Annotated in this window: 14 protein-coding genes and 2 pseudogenes; 9 read left to right on the forward strand and 7 right to left on the reverse strand. The window is 71.7% G+C overall.

Translation table 11 applies throughout. The features are described from left to right. Positions 1 to 189: 189 nt before the first annotated feature. The 9 genes and pseudogenes from QFZ82_RS03750 to QFZ82_RS03790 form a co-directional block, all read left to right on the forward strand. A complete protein-coding gene (locus QFZ82_RS03750) occupies positions 190 to 1,344 on the forward strand; it encodes a mandelate racemase/muconate lactonizing enzyme family protein (RefSeq protein ID WP_307711747.1) in 1,155 nt (384 codons plus the stop codon). Next, complete coding sequence (locus QFZ82_RS03755) at positions 1,341 to 2,351, forward strand: zinc-binding dehydrogenase (protein ID WP_307711748.1); 1,011 nt, start codon at positions 1,341 to 1,343, stop codon at positions 2,349 to 2,351. The genes QFZ82_RS03750 and QFZ82_RS03755 overlap by 4 nt, the downstream gene beginning before the upstream one ends. A gap of 220 nt (positions 2,352 to 2,571) precedes the next feature. After that, on the forward strand, positions 2,572 to 3,540 hold the full coding sequence (locus tag QFZ82_RS03760) for a hypothetical protein (protein ID WP_307711749.1): 969 nt from the start codon (positions 2,572 to 2,574) through the stop codon (positions 3,538 to 3,540). 4 nt (positions 3,541 to 3,544) lie between these two features. Beyond that, a complete protein-coding gene (chvE, locus tag QFZ82_RS03765) occupies positions 3,545 to 4,687 on the forward strand; it encodes a multiple monosaccharide ABC transporter substrate-binding protein (RefSeq protein ID WP_307711750.1) in 1,143 nt (380 codons plus the stop codon). Between the two features lie 17 nt (positions 4,688 to 4,704). Then, positions 4,705 to 6,240, forward strand: coding sequence for a multiple monosaccharide ABC transporter ATP-binding protein (gene mmsA, locus QFZ82_RS03770; protein ID WP_307717607.1), 1,536 nt, complete (start codon positions 4,705 to 4,707; stop codon positions 6,238 to 6,240). A gap of 9 nt (positions 6,241 to 6,249) precedes the next feature. Next, positions 6,250 to 7,479, forward strand: coding sequence for a multiple monosaccharide ABC transporter permease (mmsB, locus tag QFZ82_RS03775; protein WP_307711751.1), 1,230 nt, complete (start codon positions 6,250 to 6,252; stop codon positions 7,477 to 7,479). Positions 7,480 to 7,511: 32 nt separating this feature from the next. After that, positions 7,512 to 8,783: an MFS transporter gene (locus tag QFZ82_RS03780; protein WP_307711752.1), complete on the forward strand. Its 1,272-nt coding sequence runs from the start codon at positions 7,512 to 7,514 to the stop codon at positions 8,781 to 8,783. Positions 8,784 to 8,841: 58 nt separating this feature from the next. After that, on the forward strand, positions 8,842 to 9,438 hold the full coding sequence (locus QFZ82_RS03785; protein WP_307711753.1) for a family 16 glycosylhydrolase: 597 nt from the start codon (positions 8,842 to 8,844) through the stop codon (positions 9,436 to 9,438). A 342-nt stretch (positions 9,439 to 9,780) separates the two neighbouring features. Beyond that, a pseudogene (locus QFZ82_RS03790) lies at positions 9,781 to 10,158 on the forward strand (RNA polymerase sigma factor); the annotation flags it as partial. A 212-nt stretch (positions 10,159 to 10,370) separates the two neighbouring features. Here the strand turns inward: QFZ82_RS03790 and QFZ82_RS03795 are convergent. From QFZ82_RS03795 to QFZ82_RS03825, 7 genes and pseudogenes are all read right to left on the reverse strand, one after another. Continuing rightward, positions 10,371 to 10,513 (reverse strand): annotated as a pseudogene (locus QFZ82_RS03795) (GntR family transcriptional regulator); the annotation flags it as partial. Between the two features lie 72 nt (positions 10,514 to 10,585). Then, the gene (locus QFZ82_RS03800) at positions 10,586 to 11,260 is read right to left on the reverse strand and encodes a dipeptide/oligopeptide/nickel ABC transporter ATP-binding protein (RefSeq protein ID WP_307717608.1); all 675 of its coding nucleotides are present in this window, start codon (positions 11,258 to 11,260) and stop codon (positions 10,586 to 10,588) included. A 2-nt stretch (positions 11,261 to 11,262) separates the two neighbouring features. Continuing rightward, positions 11,263 to 12,201: an ABC transporter ATP-binding protein gene (locus QFZ82_RS03805; RefSeq protein ID WP_307711754.1), complete on the reverse strand. Its 939-nt coding sequence runs from the start codon at positions 12,199 to 12,201 to the stop codon at positions 11,263 to 11,265. Beyond that, positions 12,191 to 13,921 (reverse strand): ABC transporter permease subunit, encoded by a 1,731-nt coding sequence (locus tag QFZ82_RS03810; RefSeq protein WP_307711755.1) that lies wholly within the window; start codon positions 13,919 to 13,921, stop codon positions 12,191 to 12,193. Before QFZ82_RS03810 ends, QFZ82_RS03805 begins: the two co-directional genes overlap by 11 nt. After that, positions 13,918 to 15,396, reverse strand: a complete 1,479-nt coding sequence (locus QFZ82_RS03815) for an ABC transporter substrate-binding protein (RefSeq protein WP_307711756.1) — start codon at positions 15,394 to 15,396, stop codon at positions 13,918 to 13,920. The genes QFZ82_RS03810 and QFZ82_RS03815 overlap by 4 nt, the downstream gene beginning before the upstream one ends. Positions 15,397 to 15,580: 184 nt before the next feature. Next, the gene (locus QFZ82_RS03820; RefSeq protein ID WP_307711757.1) at positions 15,581 to 16,915 is read right to left on the reverse strand and encodes an MFS transporter; all 1,335 of its coding nucleotides are present in this window, start codon (positions 16,913 to 16,915) and stop codon (positions 15,581 to 15,583) included. 3 nt (positions 16,916 to 16,918) lie between these two features. Continuing rightward, positions 16,919 to 18,616: an amidohydrolase gene (locus QFZ82_RS03825; RefSeq protein ID WP_307711758.1), complete on the reverse strand. Its 1,698-nt coding sequence runs from the start codon at positions 18,614 to 18,616 to the stop codon at positions 16,919 to 16,921. Positions 18,617 to 18,626: the final 10 nt, after the last annotated feature.

The following is an 18,626-nucleotide window of genomic DNA, read 5'->3' on the forward strand; positions in this document are numbered from 1 at the left end:
CCCTGTTCGATACTCCGACCATTGGCCGGTATGACGAACACAGGCTAGTCACAGGGTGGTTCGCGGGCAATGGCCCTGCGCGAAACACCGGCCGCGCGACCCATTGACACCCCATGGACATGCTGATTACGGTCACGCCAACATTTCGAACGCATGACGAAATCTCGAACAGACCGAGGGGCAACTACCGTGCGCATCACGGGAATCAGCACTCACGTCGTCGGGACTCCCTGGCGCAATCTCACCTATGTACTGGTCCACACCGACGAGGGCCTCACCGGAGTCGGCGAGACCCGCATGCTCGGCCACACCGACGCGCTGGTCGGGTACCTCCGCGAGGCGGAGGCGAACCACATCGCCGGCTCGGACCCGTTCGCGGTGGAGGACCTCGTGCGGCGGATGAAGTACGGCGACTACGGGCGGGCCGGGGAGATCGTCATGTCCGGCATCGCCGTCGTCGAGACGGCCTGTTGGGACATCAAGGGCAAGGCACTCGGCGTGCCGGTCTGGCAGCTGCTCGGCGGCAAGGTGACCGACCGCGTCAAGGCGTACGCCAACGGCTGGTACACCACGGAGCGGACCCCGGAGGCGTACCACAAGGCCGCGGCCGAGGTCGTCGCCCGCGGCTACCGCGCACTGAAGATCGACCCGTTCGGGACCGGACACCTCGAGCTCGACCACGAGCAGACGCTGTACGCCGTGTCGCTGATCGAGGCGGTGCGCGACGCGATCGGGCCCGGCACCGAACTGATGCTGGAGATGCACGGGCGGTTCAGTCCCGCCACGGCGGTCCGGCTGGCCCGCGAGATGGCGCCCTTCCGGCCGGCCTGGCTGGAGGAGCCGGTGCCGCCTGAGAACCTGAAGGCACTCGCCAAGGTCGCCGAGAAGGTGGACCTGCCGGTGGCGACGGGTGAGCGCATCCACGACCGGATCGAGTTCCGGGAGCTGTTCGAGTCGCAGGCGGCCGACATCATCCAGCCGGATCTGGGCCACATCGGCGGCATCCTGGAGACGCGGAAGCTGGCGGCCACCGCCGAGACGCACTACATGCTCGTCGCCCCGCACAACGTCGGCGGGTCGGTGCTCACCGCGGCCTCGCTCCAACTGGCCGCCTGCACCCCGAACTTCAAGATCCTCGAGCACTTCAACGACTTCGCCGACGCGGAGATCAAGAAGGTGGTCAAGGGCGCACCCCAGGTCGACCCGGAGACCGGATGCTTCGAGGTGTCGCACGCCCCGGGCCTGGGGGTCGAGCTCGACGTGGCCGCCGCGGCCGAGTTCCCGCAGCAACGGGCCCGGTTCGACCTGTGGGCCGAGGGTTGGGAACAGAGGGCGCCGAAGTGAGCCGCAGTCTGGTCGTCGAACGGCCCGGGACGCACCGCCTGGTGCGCCGTGAGGTGCCGGTGCCTGGCCCGGGCGAGGTCCTGGTGCGGGTCGCCGCGGCCGGGATCTGCATGAGCGACCGCGAGCTGTACGACGGTCACCGCGACGCGGGCTTCGTCCGCTACCCGGTCGTCCCCGGGCACGAGTGGGCCGGGACCGTGGAGGCGGTGGGCGAGGCAGTGGATCCCGCGCTCGCCGGGCGCAGGACCGTCGCCGAGGGGTTCCGGGCGTGCGGCGTCTGCGAACGCTGCCGTTGCGGTGAGACGAGCCTGTGCGAGGGCGGGTACGCCGAGACCGGATTCACCGAGCCGGGTGCGTTCGCCGACCATGTCGTGCTTCCGGCCCGGCTGTTGCATCCTCTGCGTGACGACGCCGATCTGCGGGCCGCCGCCCTGCTGGAGCCGGCCGCGGTCGTCGCGGCCGCGGTCCGGGCCGGGCGGCCGCGCCCCGGCGAGCGGATCGCGGTGGTCGGCGCGGGCACCCTCGGTCTGCTCGCCGTGCAGTATCTCGCCGCGTCGTCACCCGCCGAACTGGTCGTGATCGACCCCCGCGCCGCGCGCGGCGAGCAGGCGCTGCGGTTCGGCGCGGGCGGTGCGCTGCATCCCGACGAGACGACGTCCGCGCACGGCCGCTTCGACCTCGTGGTGGAGACCGCCGGCGCGCCGTCCACGGCCGCCTCGTCGTGTCTGCTGGCCCGCAGGGGCGGCCGGGTGGTGCTCACCGGGATGTTCACGCCCGGCGCGGCCGGCATCGACCCGGTGCACCTGTCGCTGAGTCAGCTGGAGGTCCGCAGCGTCTTCGGCGCGCCGCCGTCTGCCTGGTCGGACGCGGTGCGGGCCTTCGGCCTCGGGCTGATCACCCCGGCCGCGCTGATCACGCACGAGTACCCGCTGGAGCGGTTCGACGAGGCCATCGCCCTGGTCGGGGGCGGCGACCCGAAGACCGGAAAGGTGCTCCTGCGTCCCTAGGTCCGGCCCGGCGGCTTCGCCGCCCCGCACCGGACCGGACCGGAGTGGACCGGCCGCATACCTGCCGGGACGTGCCCGCCGCACGGCCTGCCCGGCCTCCCCCCCGGCCACCCCTGCTCCGTGCGGCGTCGAGGCTCGCGCTCCACCGCCCGTGTCAGCCGTCGTCCGCGGCGCGGGCGCCGCCCCCCTTGCCCGTCTGCGAACACCGAATGGGAGTCCTGTGACCGCCCCCTCAGCACCCCGCCGCCCCGGCGGCGAAGCCCTCGCCCGCATAGGGCATCCCGTCCCCGCCGTCGACCGGGCCGACACCTCACCCCACGCGTTCCCCGACGGCGGGACCTGGCGTACCGAGATCCCGTCGGTGGAGGGCCCGGAGGCCCTGGCCGTCGTCCTCAAGGAGAGCGCCCGGCTCGACGTGCCCGTCCACCGGATCAGCCAGGGCAGCGGCGTGTGGATGCTCACGGACGACGAGATCACCGAGATGGTGGAGTCCTGCGCCGAGCGCGACATCGAGCTGTGCCTGTTCACCGGGCCGCGCGGCACGTGGGACATCGGCGCGGGCACCCGTACCGAGTCCGGGGGCGCGGGGCTGCGCGCCCGTGGGCACGACGCGCTCGCCGGATGCGTCGAAGACGCCTTGCGCGCGGCCGGATTGGGCGTGCGCTGTCTGCTCGTCGCCGACGAGGGCGTGCTGTGGACGCTGCACCGGCTGCGCGCGGCGGGCGAGCTCCCCGCCGACACCACGTTCAAGCTGTCCGCGCTGACCGGGCCGGTCAACCCGGCCTCCTACGCGGTCTACGAGCAGCTCGGCGCCGACTCGGTCAATGTGCCGTCGGACCTGACCCTGGACCATCTGACCGAGATCCGCCGGGGCAGCCGTGCCCCGATGGACATGTACGTCGAGGCGCCCGACGACCTCGGCGGCTACATCCGCATGTACGAGTCCGCCGAGCTGATCCGGCGCGGCGCCCCGATCTACCTCAAGTTCGGCCTGAGCCGGTCCCCCGGCATCTACCCGTACGGCGCCCAGCTGCGCGAGCACACGCTGGCCACGGCCCGTGAGCGGGTCCGGCGCGGGCGTCTGGTGCTCGACCTGCTGGCCCGGCTCGGTTCGGACGGCGGGATGTCACCGCTGGGATCCCGGCTGCCGGGCGACCTCCGCCGCTTCCCCGTCCCGGAAGGGGACTGACTCCATGACCGACCGCACCCGTACCCGTACCCCGCTGCGCGGCCCTCGTGTCGCCGCCGCTGCCGCGCTGGCCGCGCTGCTCACCGTCTCGCTCACCGCCTGCGGCCAGGAGGCCAGGGGCGGCAGCCGTTACCGGCCCGACGACGGCAAGGGCGGCACGATCGGCCTCGCGATGCCGACCAAGTCCTCGGAGCGCTGGATCGCCGACGGGCAGAACATGGCCGAGCAGTTCCGCAAGGCCGGCTACAAGACCGATCTGCAGTACGGCGACGACAAGGTCGAGAACCAGATCGCCCAGATCGAGAACATGATCACCAAGGGGCGACGGCTCCTCGTGGTCGCCGCCATCGACGGGTCCGCGCTCACCGAGGTCCTCCAGCGCGCCCACGACGCGGGCATCCCCGTCATCTCGTACGACCGCCTGATCATGGGCACCGGGAACGTCGACTACTACGCGTCGTTCGACAACGAGCGGGTCGGCGAGCTCCAGGCCCGCTACATCGTCGACCGCCTGAAGCTGGGCGAGCCCGACAAGGACGCCGGTGACGAGCACACGATCGAGCTGTTCGCCGGCTCGCCCGACGACAACAACACGAAGTACTTCTGGAACGGCGCCATGAAGGTGCTCCAGCCGTACTTCGACAGCGGTCAGCTCGTCGTCCGCAGCAGGCAGACCAGGATGAGCCAGGCGACCACGCTCCGCTGGGACGGCGGCACCGCGCAGAAGCGGATGGACGACCTGATCAGCAAGAGCTACGCCGAGGAGCGCGTCGACGCCGTCCTGTCGCCCTACGACGGCATCTCCATCGGCATCATCTCCGCGCTCAAGAGTGCGGGTTACGGCACGAAGAGCCAGCCGCTGCCGGTGGTCACCGGGCAGGACGCCGAGCTGGCCTCGGTCAAGTCCATCATGCGCGGTGAGCAGACACAGACCGTCTTCAAGGACACCCGCAAGCTGGCCGCGCAGACCGTGCGGATGGGCGATGCGGTCCTGAACGGCAGGAAGCCGCAGGTCAACAACACGACCGACTACAACAACGGCAAGAAGACCGTGCCGTCCTATCTGCTGAAGCCCGTCAGCATCGACCGGACCAACACACAGCTCCTCGTCGACGAGGGCTACTTCACGGCGGGACAGCTCAGGTGACCGGGCCCGTGCTGGAGATGCGGAACATCACCAAGACGTTCCCCGGCGTCAAGGCGCTCTCCGACGTGAACCTGTCCGTGCGCGCCGGAGAGATCCACGCGGTCTGCGGCGAGAACGGCGCGGGCAAGTCGACGCTGATGAAGGTCCTCAGCGGCGTCCACGAGCACGGCAGTTACGAAGGCGAGATCCGCTTCGAGGGCGAGCCGGTGGCCTTCAAGGACATCCGCGCCGGCGAGCGGCGCGGCATCGTGATCATCCACCAGGAACTCGCACTCGTCCCCTACCTGTCCATCGCCGAGAACATCTTTCTCGGCAACGAGCAGGCCACGCACGGCCTCATCGACTGGAACGCCACCCTGCACCGGGCGAGCAAGCTGCTGAAGAGGGTCGGGCTGCGCGAGAGGCCGCAGACGCCGGTCGCCGACATCGGTGTGGGCAAGCAGCAGTTGGTGGAGATCGCCAAGGCGCTGTCGAAGGAGGTGAAGCTGCTCATCCTGGACGAGCCGACGGCCGCGCTCAACGACGAGGACAGCGCGAAGCTGCTCGATCTCATCCTGGAACTGCGCGACCAGGGCATCGCCAGCATCATCATCTCCCACAAGCTGGGCGAGATCCGCACGATCGCCGACTCGGTGACGATCCTGCGCGACGGCCGGACCATCGAGACCCTCACCGTCCGTGAGACGCCCGGGTCCGAGCCGCAGCTGTCCGAGGACCGGATCATCCGCGGCATGGTCGGCCGTGACCTCGACCACCGCTTCCCCGAGCGCACGCCCTGCACACGGGACGACGCGGGCGAGGTCGCGCTCGCCGTCGACGGCTGGACGGTCCGGCATCCCGTCGACCACCAGCGCACGGTCGTGGACGACGTGTCGCTGACCGTGCGCCGCGGCGAGATCGTCGGCATCGCGGGTTTGATGGGCGCGGGCCGCACCGAGCTCGCGATGTCCGTCTTCGGCCGCTCGTACGGTCGCTACGCGGCCGGAACGGTCCTCGTGGGCGGGCGGGAGGTGTCCACCAGGACCGTGCCCGACGCGGTCGCGGCCGGCATCGCGTACGTCACCGAGGACCGCAAGCAGTACGGGCTGAACCTCATCGACAGCATCAACCGCAACATCTCCCTGGCCTCGCTGCCGGGCATGCGGCGCCGGGGCGTCGTCGACGAGCACCACGAGCGGTCCGTCGCCGAACGCTACCGGACGTCGATGAACATCAAGGCGCCCACGGTCTTCGAGCAGGTGGGGCGGCTTTCCGGCGGCAACCAGCAGAAGGTCGTCCTGAGCAAGTGGATCCACGCCGATCCCGACGTGCTGATCCTCGACGAACCGACCCGCGGGATCGACGTCGGCGCCAAGTACGAGATCTACACGGTCATCGACAGGCTCGCGGCGCAGGGCAAGGCGGTCCTGTTCATCTCCTCCGAACTGCCGGAGCTGCTCGGGATGTGCGACCGGATCTACACGATGGCCGAGGGCCGGCTGACCGGTGAGGTCGCCCGCGCGGAGGCCACCCAGGAAGTCCTGATGCGTCACATGACCATGAACAGAAGCTGAGGCCCCGCCATGACCACCACGACCACTCCCACCGAGGACGCGCCCGCCGCACCGTCGGGCCGCCCGACGGCCGGTGCGATCCTCCTGCACTCGGTGCGCGCCAACATGCGCCAGTACGGCATGCTCGTCGCGCTCGCCTTCATCGTCGTCCTGTTCCAGATCTGGACCGACGGCACCCTGCTGCTGCCGAACAACGTCTCCAACCTGATCCAGCAGAACGGCTACATCCTCATCCTGGCCATCGGCATGATGATCGTCATCATCTCGGGCCACATCGACCTGTCCGTCGGCTCCCTGGTCGCCTTCGTCGGCGCCATGTCGGCGGTGATGATGGTCAAGCACGACATGCCCTGGGTCCTGGCGCTGGTGCTGTCGCTGCTGATCGGCGCGGTCGCCGGCGCGTGGCAGGGGTTCTTCATCGCGTACATCGGCATCCCGTCCTTCATCGTGACGCTGGCCGGCATGCTGCTGTTCCGCGGTCTGACGCAGATCGTCCTGGAGGGCCAGTCCCTCGCCCCCTTCCCGGACGGCTTCCAGAACATCGCCAAGGGGTTCATCCCCGAGATGGGTCCGTACACGCAGTACCACAACCCGACCCTCGTCCTCGGACTCGTCGCCATCGCGTTCCTGCTGCTGCGCGAGTGGCGGGACCGCAAGCGGCAGCTCGCCTACGAACTCGACGTGCTGCCGACGGGACTGTGGGCGGCCAAGTGCGTGGCGATGACGGCCGCGGTGGTGGCCTTCACACTCACGCTCGCGAGCTTCCACGGCGTGCCCGTCGTCATGCTCATCATGTGCGCGCTGCTCATCGGCCTCGGTTACGTCATGCGCAACGCGGTCGTCGGCCGGCACGTCTACGCGCTCGGCGGCAACAAGGCGGCCGCGAAGCTGTCGGGCGTCAAGGACAAGCGCGTCACGTTCCTCGTCTTCGTCAACATGGGTGTCCTCGCGGCACTCGCGGGCTGTGTGTACGCCGCGCGCCTGAACGCCGGCACCCCGCAGGCGGGCCTCAACTTCGAACTGGAGGCGATCGCCGCCTCGTTCATCGGCGGCGCCTCGATGAGCGGCGGCGTCGGCACCGTCATGGGCGCGGTCATCGGCGGCCTGGTCCTCGGCGTGCTCAACAACGGCATGTCGCTCGTCGGCATCGGCACGGACTACCAGCAGGTGATCAAGGGACTCGTGCTGCTCGCCGCGGTCGGGTTCGACGTGTGGAACAAGCGCAAGGTCGGCCGCTAGCCGACACGAACACCACCGGCGAAGTGCCCCCGGTGCCGGAACGCACCCTGCGCCGGGTGCTCATAGCGTCGGGGCTCGGCCACTTCGTCGAATGGTTCGACTTCGGGATCTACGGCACCCTCGCCGTGATCCTCGCCCAGAACTTCTTCCCCTCGGACAACCAGCAGGCGGCCCTGCTGGCCTCGTTCGCGGTCTTCGGCGCGGGATGTGTGATGCGCCCGCTGGGCGCCCTGTTCTTCGGCTCCCTCGGCGACCGCATCGGCCGCCAGCGCACGCTGGCCATCGTGGTGCTCACCACCTCGGCAGCGACGCTGGCGATGGGCCTGCTGCCCACGCACTCCTCCATCGGCCTGCTCGCCCCCGCGCTGCTTGTCCTGGCCCGGCTCGTCCAGGGCTTCGCCGCGGGCGGGGAGACGGCGGGCGCGACCGCTCTGATCTCCGAGTACGCGCCGGCCCACCGCCGCGGGTTCTTCTGCTCCTGGCTCGACGCCACCGGGTTCGCCGCGTTCGTCGCGGGCTCGGGCACCGTACTGCTGCTGACCGCCGCCCTGCCGGGCACGGCCCTGGACGACTGGGGATGGCGGCTGCCGTTCCTCCTGGCAGCGCCCCTCGGGCTGGCCGGTGTCTATCTGCGCAGCCGACTGGAGGACAGCCCGGACTTCCGCAGACTGAAAGAGACGGGCCGCACCGCCCAGTCCCCGGTCCGTGAGAGCTTCACCCTCGCCTGGAAGGCCATGCTCTTCTGCGTCGGCTTCATGCTCATCAAGGCCGTGGGCCACTGGGCGCTGCAGACGTTCATGCCCGGCTACCTCCAGACGACGCTCGGCTTCGACCGGGTCCCCGCCTTCGCCGTCACCACCCTCGGGCTCTTCGTGGTGGCCGTGCTCGTCCCCCTGATGGGCGCGCTGTCGGACCGCGTCGGACGCAAGCCGTTGATGCTCGGCGCCTGTGCGGGCTTCGTCCTGCTGTCGTGGCCCGCCTTCTGGCTGATGTCCCAGGGGAACGCGGTCACCGCCTGTCTGGCCATGGCCGTGCTCGGCCTGTGCATGGCCGCGTTCGACGGGGCGAGCTGCGCCGCGATCGCCGAGCTGTTCCCCACGCGGGTCAGGTACGGGGCGATGGCCATCGCGTACAACGCCGCCACCGCCCTGTTCGGAGGCATGACCCCCTACTTCGCGACCTGGCTGGTCGGCTCGACGGGGTACGCCCTCTCTCCGGCCTTCTACCTCGTCGTCATCGCCCTGGTGTCGGGCGCGACGATCCTCCGGGCCCGGGAGACCGCCCGTACACGCCTCACCGTCTGACACCGCGCACGCACACCGGCAAGGAAGGCACGTCCCTACCAGAAAGGCGCCGACACCCATGACGTCCACAACATCCGCAGCACCCGGACGACACGCACTTCGCCTCGGCATGGCCGCTGCCACGGCCCTGCTCGCACTCGTCGGGGCAGCCGGCACCGCCCCGGCGGCTCCCGCCGCCCCCGAAGCCGGCACCGGGGAGGCGGCACAGACGGCGGGGCCGTCCGGCACCGGCTGGACCCAGGTCTTCGCCGACGAGTTCAGCGGTACGGAGGTCGATACCGGCACCTGGAACTTCCGTACCGATGTGAAGGCGTTCAGTGCCCAGCGGCCGGAGAACGTCTCCGTCTCCGGCGGTCTGCTGAACATCGCCCTCAAGAAGGAGGGTTACGCGGGGAAGGAGTACACCGGCGGCGGCGTGGTCTCCAGGAAGAAGCTCCGCTACGGCTACTACGAAACCCGCGCCAAGATCAACAACGGGGCGGGCTGGCACAGTTCGTTCTGGCTGATGGCCGGCGACGGAACCACCACCTTCCCGGCCGAGCAGCGCACGGAGATCGACGGGTGTCACTGGGCACCCAGTCGTACGCGACCGGTACCGGTGCGTCGGTGTCCCTCACCGCCAGCGGTACGGGCTGCGCCCACGCGGACGCGGTGAAGTTCGTACGGCGCTGACCGGCAGAACGGATCGGGACAGGGGCCCGGTCGGCGCCGTGGTCGAACCGGGCGCCGACCGGGCAGCTTCGGTGAACATGGAGAGGATCGAGCGGCATCGGGCCGCAGCGGTGAATCCTTTTCGGCCTCCGCCGCCTCTTGTCCTGGACCGGCCGTGCGGGCCGGCGGATACCAGGAGGAGCGAAGCATGATGATCGCGATCATTGCCGTGGTCGGTGTACTGATGGTCTGTATCTGCAGCGTGATGCTGCTCAAGCGCAGGAGCCGGAGCCGTGGTTGATCGCAACCGTTCACCGCGTCAGATCACCGGATACGAGTAGGGCACATGAGCCGAAGCCACACCTGGCCGGACGAGCGGCTGGTCAAGGCTGCTCAGGACGGCGATATCACCTCGCTGACCGCCGTGGTCATGGAATCGCAGCCCCACGTGCGCAGGTTCGCACTGTCGCTGTGCGCCACACCTCAGGACGCCGAGGACGCGGCTCAGGAGGCACTGATCATCCTCTACCGGAAGATCGGCACGCTCCGTGCCTCCGGTGCCCTGGCCTCCTGGATGTTCCGCATCGTTCGCAACGAATGCCTGCGGTACCTGCGACTTTTCACCTCCGTCTCGGCCGCCGAGGCGGCCGGCAGCGAGCCGGCGCCCTCCGCGGAGAAGTCGGTCCTGCGGCGACTGGATGCTGAGCGCGTCGCCGTCGCGGTCAGCTGAGGCCTGGTCGCCTTCCGAGGCTGCCCGGCCTGCTGGATGATCGGCCTGGTGCAGACCATCCCGCGGCCGTCTTCAACGCACCTGCACGGACGGCGTCTGCACCCTGACAACGACGGGCGGCAACTGACGGTGTGGGGTCCCGAATCTTCTGGTGGCGTGGCGCCAGAGGATTCGGGACGTCACCGGGAGGCGCATCCGAGGGTTGCGCACGGCAGGTGGAGGGCTCGGTGGAACTCCCGGTAGGCGGCGGAGCGTTCGGCGGGATCGGTGGCCGCAGTGCCTCGGGGTGGAGAAGGAGCCGTACGTCGCAGACCGCGCGCGCCATGTCGGCGTCGACCATGCGCACCGTGGCTCAGTACGGTGAAGAAGCCCACGTCGAAGGCGAACTGACTGGCGACGAGCAGGCGCGCGAGCGGGGACATCAGGTGAGCTTCCCGTCCCGCATGGTCAGGACACGGTCGCAGAAGTGCCGTACGACCGGCATGTCGTGGCAGATGAACAGGTAGCCGAGGCCCAGCTCCTCCTGGAGGTCGAGAAGGAGGTTGACGATCCCGGCGCGCAGGGAGGGGTCGAGAGCGGAGACGGGCTCGTCGAGCACGAGCAGGTCCGGCTCGCTCGCCAGCGCGCGGGCGATCCCGGCGCGCTGGCACTGGCCGCCGGAGAGCTCGTGCGGAAGCCGGTCGCCGTGGGGCGTGTCGAGGCCGACCATGCCGAGGAGCTCCTCGACCCGGCCGGGTCCGGTCGCCCGGGACCAGCGGCCCTGGACGCGCAGGGGTTCGGCGATCTGGTCGCGGACGCGCCTGCGGGGGCTGAGTGTGCCGTAGGGGTCCTGGAACACGGGCTGGATGCGGGGCCGGATCCGTCGCAGCTCCTTCTCGCCGAGCGCGGTCAGGTCGGTGCCGGCGAACCGGACCCGGCCGCCGTCCGGACGGCGCAGTTGGAGGACGGCCGCGGCGGTCGACGACTTGCCGCAGCCGGAGGGGCCGATCAGCCCGACGGTCTCGCCCGCGTCGACCGAGAACGACACGCCGTCGACGGCGGTCGTCGCTCCGTACCGGACGACCAGGTCGCTGACGTCCAGCAGGGGCGGCCGGATGCTCATACGGACTCCAGGACGTCGAGATGGCATGCGACCTCGCTCCCGTCCAGAGGCCGCGGCGCGGGGAGTTCGGTGCGGCAGCGGGCCGTTGGGTGCGCGCAGCGCGGCGCGAAGGCGCAGCCGGGCGGGATGCCACCCGGCGCCGGCGGGCGGCCGGGCAGGGCGGGCAGCCGGGACTTGCGCGGAGTGTCGCCCGCCGGGACGGAGGCGAGGAGCGCGGCGGTGTACGGGGACCGCGGCCGGGCCAGGATCCGGTCGGTGGGGCCGTACTCGACGAGCCGCCCCGCGTACATGACGGCCGTCCGGTCGGCGTGCTCGCGCACGGCGTCGAGGTCATGGGTGACCAGGACGAGCGAGGCGCCCGTCGCGTCGCGCCGCTCGGCCAGCGCCGTCAGGACCTGGGCGCGCATCCCGGGGTCGAGCGCGGTGGTCGGCTCGTCGGCGACGATCAGGTCCGGCTCGTTGACCGTGGCCATGGCGATGACGGCGCGCTGCCGCATCCCGCCGGAGAACTCGTGCGGGAACGCGTCGAGGCGGTCGCCCGGGATGCCGACCTGCTCCAGGGCCTCCTCGGCCCTGGCGCGCGCCTCACGCTTCGGCACTCCCTGCACGGAGCGTACGGCCAGGGCGAGTTGGGCGCCGACGCGGTGCACGGGAGACAGGGCCGACAGGGCGTCCTGCGGTACGAACGCGACGCTCCGGCCCCAGTCGGCAGGGGTGACGGGCGCACCCCGGAGCAGCACGCTGCCGGTGACGGACGCGTCGTGGGGAGCCATGTTGAGCACGGACCGCGCGGTCAGCGACTTGCCGGCCCCGGACTCGCCGACGAGGGCGAGGACTTCACCGGGCCGTACGGCGAAGGAGACACCGCGGACGGCTTCGACGCCGCCGAAGGCGACGCGCAGATCGCGTACCGAGAGGAGGGGGTCAGACGGCAACGGAAGTCGTCCTCTTTCGCAGGTACGGCCGTGCGGCGTGCCGGGGTCCGGTGTACGCGGACAGGGTGACGGCGAGCGCGGCGAGGAGGGCCAGGGCGGCGGCCGGGGCCAGCGCCGCGACCGGTGCGCGCTCCACGTAGTCGGCGGACTCGTCGAGGAGCAGCCCCCACTCGGGGGACGGCGGCTGGGCGCCGAGCCCGAGGAAGCCGAGCGACGCCAGGGCGAGCGCGATGCCGGGCAGGCGCAGCACGGCGTGCCGGGCGACCGGGGCGGCCACCGAGGGCAGGACGTGCCGGGTCAGGATCCAGGCGGGGCTCGCGCCGATCGCCTTCTGGGCGTGGAGGAACTGCGAGGCGCGTACCTCCTGGACCAGTGCCGCCGCGTGGGCCGTCAGCGCCGGCCAGGACACGAGGGCGACGGCGAGTGCGGCGCCGTCGGCGCGGGGGCCGACGACTGCGGCGACCAGCACGCCGACGATGACGGGAGGCAGGGCGCCCGCGATGTCGGCCGCTCCGGTGGCGAGGTGCGGCAGGAAGCCGAGGGCGAGAGCGGTGACGAGGCCGAGGAGACAGACGGCGGCCGCCATGCCGGCCGTGGCCGCCGCGCCGTGCCCGAGCCGGGCCAGGACGTCACGGCCGAGCGCGTCCGCGCCGAGCGGGTGCGCGCCGGACGGCGCGGCGAGCCGCGCGGCCGTGTCGACGGCGTACGGATCGCGCAGCAGGCCCCAGCCGGTCACGCCGACCAGTACGGCGCCGAGGACCACGGGGACCGGTGCGGGCACCCGCACGGGGCGCGGCGCCGGCAGGCTCAGGGCCGCTTCCCGGAGAGCCGGGCCGAGCAGCCTCCTGCGCAGCGCGGCCGCGCCGGCACCCGCCAGCAGCCCGAGGACCAGCAGGGCGAGCAGCGAGCCCTGGAGCAGGGGAACGTCCTGGGACTTGACGGCGCCGAGGGTGGTGCGGCCGAGGCCGGGTATCGCGAAGACGGTCTCCACGGCGACCGCCCCGCCGGTCAGACCGACCGCGACCATCCCGAACTGCCCGGCCAGCGGCGGAAGGACGCGCCGCAGGGCGGCCGCGGCGACCCGGGCGCGGCCGACGCCCGCGCCGCGCCACAGGTGGGCCCAGCGCTCGTCGAGGATGCCGGGCAGCGCTTCGGCGACCAGGCGGCCGAGCAGCCCGCCCGCGGGAAGGCCGAGGGCGAGCGCGGGGAGGACGAGGTGCGCCGGACCGGCCCACCCGGAGGTCGGCAGCCAGCCGAGGCCCACGCCCACGACGATCAACAGCACGGTGGACAGCAGGAATTCGGGCACGGCCGTGAGCGCGGCGGCGCATGCGCCGGACGTCCCCCGCCCCCGTGTCAGGACCGGTGCGACGAGGGCGGCGGCCACCAGGAGCGCGACCGCCAGGGCCGCGCCCATCAGCGTCAGGGACACCTGGAGGCCGGCGACCACCGAGGGGAGCACATCGGCACCCGAGACCCAGGAGACGCCCAGGTCGCCCCGGAGCAGCCCGGCCGCCCACTGGCCGAGCAGGCCCAGCGGCCCCGCGTCGAGGCCGAGGTCGGCGCGGATGGCGGCCAGCGCCTCGGGGGTCGGCTCCTGCTCGGCGGACCTCGCGCGCAGCAAACTCAGCGCCGGGTCCTTGCCGGAGAGCCAGGGCAGCAGTCCGACGACGACGAGCACGCCGGCCAGGCACACCGCCCGGGAGAGTTGGGCCCTCACCTGACGTACGTGTCGATCGTGACGAGCTCGCGCTCGCGGGGGTCGTGCGCGGCGCCGGTCACCCCGGCCGCGTCACCCTGGACGACCCGTTCGTGCAGCATCGGTACGGCCGCGTCGGTGGCGAGCACGGCCGCCTCGGCGCCCATGATGGCCTTGCGGCGGGCGTCGCCGACGGCGGTCCCGGACGCCTCGGTCAGGGCCTTGTCGACGGCCGGGTCGGCGAGTTGCGGGATGTTGAAGGAACCCTCGCTCGCGAAGTCGCTGTAGAGGTACGCCGCCGCGTCGCCGGAGTCGAGGACGGTGGCCCGGGACAGGATGAACGCGTCGAACTCGCCCGCGAGCGCGTCCGCTTCGATGTTGGCGTACTCGCGCACGTCGAGCCTGACCTTGAAACCGGCGGACTGGAGCTGCTGTTGCAGGATCTGGGCGACCTCGGGCAGTTCGGCGCGGTCCGTGAAGGTGCCGATCGTGATCTCGGTGCCGTCCGGCTCGCCCGCCGCGCCGTGCCGGACGTCCTGGCGCAGCTTCGCGGCCCAGGGCAGGGCCGGCCCCAGCAGGCCCTTTGCGACGTCGGCCCTGCCCTCGTAGACACTGCGCACGATCTCCTCCGCGTCGATCGCCTCGCGCGCTGCCGCCCGCAGCCCGGGATCCTCGAAGGGGCCCGAACGGGTGTTGAGGTAGAGGGTGTTGGTGCGCGGCATCGGCACTTCGGTGATCAGCTTCTCGTCGAGCAGGCGGGCCTGGGAGACCGGCACCGCCTCGACGATGTCGGCCTCGCCGCTGCGCAGGGCCGCCGCGCGCGCCGTGCCGTCGGGGACGAACGTCACGTCGATGCCGGCGGCTTTCGCCTTGCCGCCCCAGTAGCCGTCGTAGCGGTCGAGCGTCGCCGACGCGGAGCCGTTCACCTTCACGAGTTCGAACGGGCCGGTGCCGGCGCCCACGGGATCGACCGTCCTGCCCCGGTACGCCTTGGCGGCCAGGACCGACAACTGCGGTGAGCTGAGCCGCTGCGGGAGGAGCGGGTCGGCCGCGGCGGTGGTGACGGCGACGGTACGGGGGCCGAGCGCCTTCACGGAGAGGTCGACGCCGTCGAGGATGCGCGGCTTGGGCGAGGCGCTCGCGGCGGCCCGCAGCGACGTGACGACGGACTGGGCGGTCAGGCCGGTCCCGTCGTGGAAGGTCACCCCCTCGCGCACGGTGAACGTCCAGGTCTTCCCGGACTGTTTCCAGCCGGTCGCCAGCACGGGCTCGGCGTTGCCGTCACGGTCCAGCTCGACGAGCGTCTCGGCGGTGGACCAGCGCGACAGCTTGAAGGCGTCGTCGGACAGCGGCGAGAGCCCGGAGCGCGGCGGTTGCATCATCGCGACCCGTACGCGGCCGTGCCCGCCGTCGCCGGGGCCCGCGCCCGGGGACCCGGTGCCGGCGAAGCAGCCGGTGAGCAGGACCGAGCAGGCTCCCAGGGCGGTCGGGAGCACAAGTCCCCTTCGGCGTATGCGTGAACGTTCGAACGAAGGCAAGGAAGACCCCTGGAAGGCGCGTTGCGGAGGGAGGGCCCGACCCTAGCACGATGACAATCGTTTTCGTTAACGGCTCGCTCCCTTCCACAGCACGGCTGTGTCCCGCCCCCGGGAGGGCGGGACACAGGTGTGCGCAGGCCCGTCAGGCGCCCACGACGTTGTCCTTCACACGCAGCCGCTCGCCCAGGAACCCGCCGAGCGCCGTGATCAGCGAGATGCCCACCAGCAGCAGGGCCACCGGCCACGAGGCGCCGCCGCTGGTCTTCAGCAGCGCCGTCGCGAGGAACGGCAGGAAGCCGGTCAGCGCGCCCGCCAGGTTGTACGCCAGAGCCACACCGCTGTAGCGCAGGTGCGCGGGGAACAGCTCGGTGAGCAGCGCGCCCGAGACGGCGTACGCGACGGACAGCACGGCGATCCCGGCCGCCACGGCCAGTACGATCGCCGCGGGGTTCCGCGTGTCGATCAGCCAGAAGACGGGGAAGGCGCAGACCGCGCTGATCAGACCGCCCCACAGGGTGAGCCGGCCGGGTCCGACGCGTTCGGCGAGCCGCCCCATGACGAGGATCACCGCGATCTCGACGACGGCCGCGATCAGGGTCGCGTTCACCATGAGGCCGCGCGACATGCCGAGCGTGGTGGTGCCGTAGCTGATCACGAAGGTGGTCAGGACGTAGAAGCCGCCGACGCCCAGCATCGCGGATGCCATCGCCACGAGCAGGCGCCCCCACGCGGTGCGGAAGACCTCGAGGGCCGGGATCTTCGCCCGCTCGTCCTGCTTGAGCAGTTCGTCGAAGAGGGGCGACTCCTCGACCTTGCGACGGATGTAGACGGCGATGACCAGCAGCGGGAAGGCCAGCAGGAACGGCAGGCGCCAGCCCCAGGAGTCGAACTGCTCGTCGGGCAGCAGCAGGACGAGGGCGAAGGCGCCGGAGGAGAGCAGGGTGCCGACCGGGGAGCCGACCTGCGGCAGGGCGGCGTAACGGCCTCGCTTGCCGGGCGGAGCGTGTTCCACCGCCAGCGTCACGGCGCCGCCCCACTCGCCGCCCACCGCGATGCCCTGGAGCAGTCGCAGCAGCACGAGCAGCAGGGGCGCGGCCACGCCGATCGTGCCGAAGGAGGGCAGAAGTCCGATGAGACCGGTGGCCACGCCGATCATGACCACGGTGATCAGCAGCGCGGGGCGCCGTCCTATGCGGTCGCCCAGCCACCCGAAGATCAGCGCCCCGACCGGCCGGGCCACGAAGCCCACGCCGAACGTCGCGAAGGCGGCCATCGTGGCCGCGGCCGGGTCGAGCGTGGTGAAGTACAGCCGGTTGAAGACGATGGCGGCCGCCGTGCCGAACAGGAAGTAGTCGTACCACTCGAGTGCCGTGCCGACGAAGGCGGCGAAGGCCACGCGTCCGGCGTCCTTGCCGGTCACGACGACGGAGGCGCCCGGCGGGGACTCCGGGGTGGTCTGCGCGTCGAGCTTGTTCATGTCTCAAGACTCCTTGTTTGCGGCCGTGAGCGGTACGGCCGTGGGGAGGGGACCTTGTGCTGCCGTGCCGTCGGCGACGGCTCCGGCGCCGTGGACGCACACGCCGTCCACGAAGGTGGCCAGGACCTCGATGGCGCCGATCCGGTCGCTCGCCACGTCGACGGGGTCGTCGGAGAGGAGTACGAGATCCGCGTACTTGCCTGGGGTGATGCTGCCGCGCCTGTCCTCGTCGTGGCTGGCCCACGCGGCGTCGAGGGTGTAGGCGCGCAACGCCTGCTCCGCGCTCACCCGTTCGTCGGGGGCGAGCACGGCGCCGGCGGAACTGAGGCGCTCGACCATCGACTGCATGCCGAGCAGGGGCGCTCCCGGCGCGACCGGCCGGTCGGAGCTGCCCGGCACCCGTACGCCCCGGTCGAGGAAGGACCGGTGCCGGTACATCCACGGGGTGCGATCGGGTCCGAGCGCCTGGGCCATGGTGTCTCCGACGGCGTACAGGAAGTGCGCCTGCGGCACGGGGACGACACCGAGTTCGGCGTAGCGGTCGAGCTGGTCGGGGCGGACGACGCCGGAGTGCTCGATGCGGTGCCGTGCGTCGGGCCGCGGCGCGGACGACTGGGCCTCGGCGAACGCGTCGAGGGCGAGGTCCACGGCGCTGTCGCCGATCGCGTGGGCGGCGACCCGCCAGCCGGCCCGGTGGGCGTCGACGACCAGGCGGCGCATCGCGTCGGGGCTGTTCTGGTAGACGCCGCTCGCGTGGTCGTGGCCGCAGAAGGGCTCCGACACGGCGGCGGTGCGGCCGATGAGCGATCCGTCGAGCCAGATCTTCATCGGGCCGAGCCGCAGCCGGTCGTCGCCGAACCCGCTGCGCAGTCCCAGGTCGATCCCGGTGGTGATGGCGTCCTCGGCATGCGCGCGCAGGGGGTGCAGGTTGTCGGCGGCCACCATGAGTTCCACGCGTGTGCGCAGGGTGCCGCGGTCGCGGGCGAGTTGGTAGGCGGCGGCCTCGACGGGGCTGCGGCCGATGAGACCGAGGCCGATCCCCGCCTCGACCACGTGGGTGAGTCCCTCGGCCGCGTAGACGGCGCTGGCACGGGAGACCGCGTCGGCGAGAGCGGTCACCGGATACGGCAGGACGAGGGCCGACACGAGGCTCTGGGCACGTTCCTGCAGCAGCCCGGTCGGCGAACCGTCGTCGTCCCGCACGACGACACCGCCCTCGGGCTCGGCGGCTGTGCCGTCGAGGACGCCGGCCAGCCGCAGGACCTCGCTGCTGACGGCGCACATGTGGCCGGAGCGGTGCTTCAGCCACACCGGCCGCCCGCCTGCGGCCCGGTCCAGTCCGGCGCGGTGCGGGTGGCGGCCCATGACCGTGTCGTCGTAACCCGATCCGACGATCCACGCGCCGGCGGGCAGGCCCGCCGCACGCCGGGCCACGGCCTCGTACACCTGGTCCACCGTCGCGGCGGCGCCGAGGTCGAGCTCGTCGAGGGACTGCCCGAACCAGGCCATGTGGTTGTGGGCGTCGCCGAATCCGGGCACGACGACGGCCCCGTGGCAGTCGAGCGTGGTGCGGGCGGGCAGGTCCTCCACGGTGTCGTCGAGACCGACGATACGGCCGCCGAGGACACCGAGGGTCCGCGCGCGGGGGTGGCGTTCGTCCACCGTGCGGATGCGGGCGTCGCGGAGCTTGAGATCGAGCATGGCGTGAATT

The sequence above is a fragment of the Streptomyces sp. V4I23 genome, from assembly GCF_030817975.1.
In the GTDB taxonomy this organism is placed as follows: domain Bacteria; phylum Actinomycetota; class Actinomycetes; order Streptomycetales; family Streptomycetaceae; genus Streptomyces.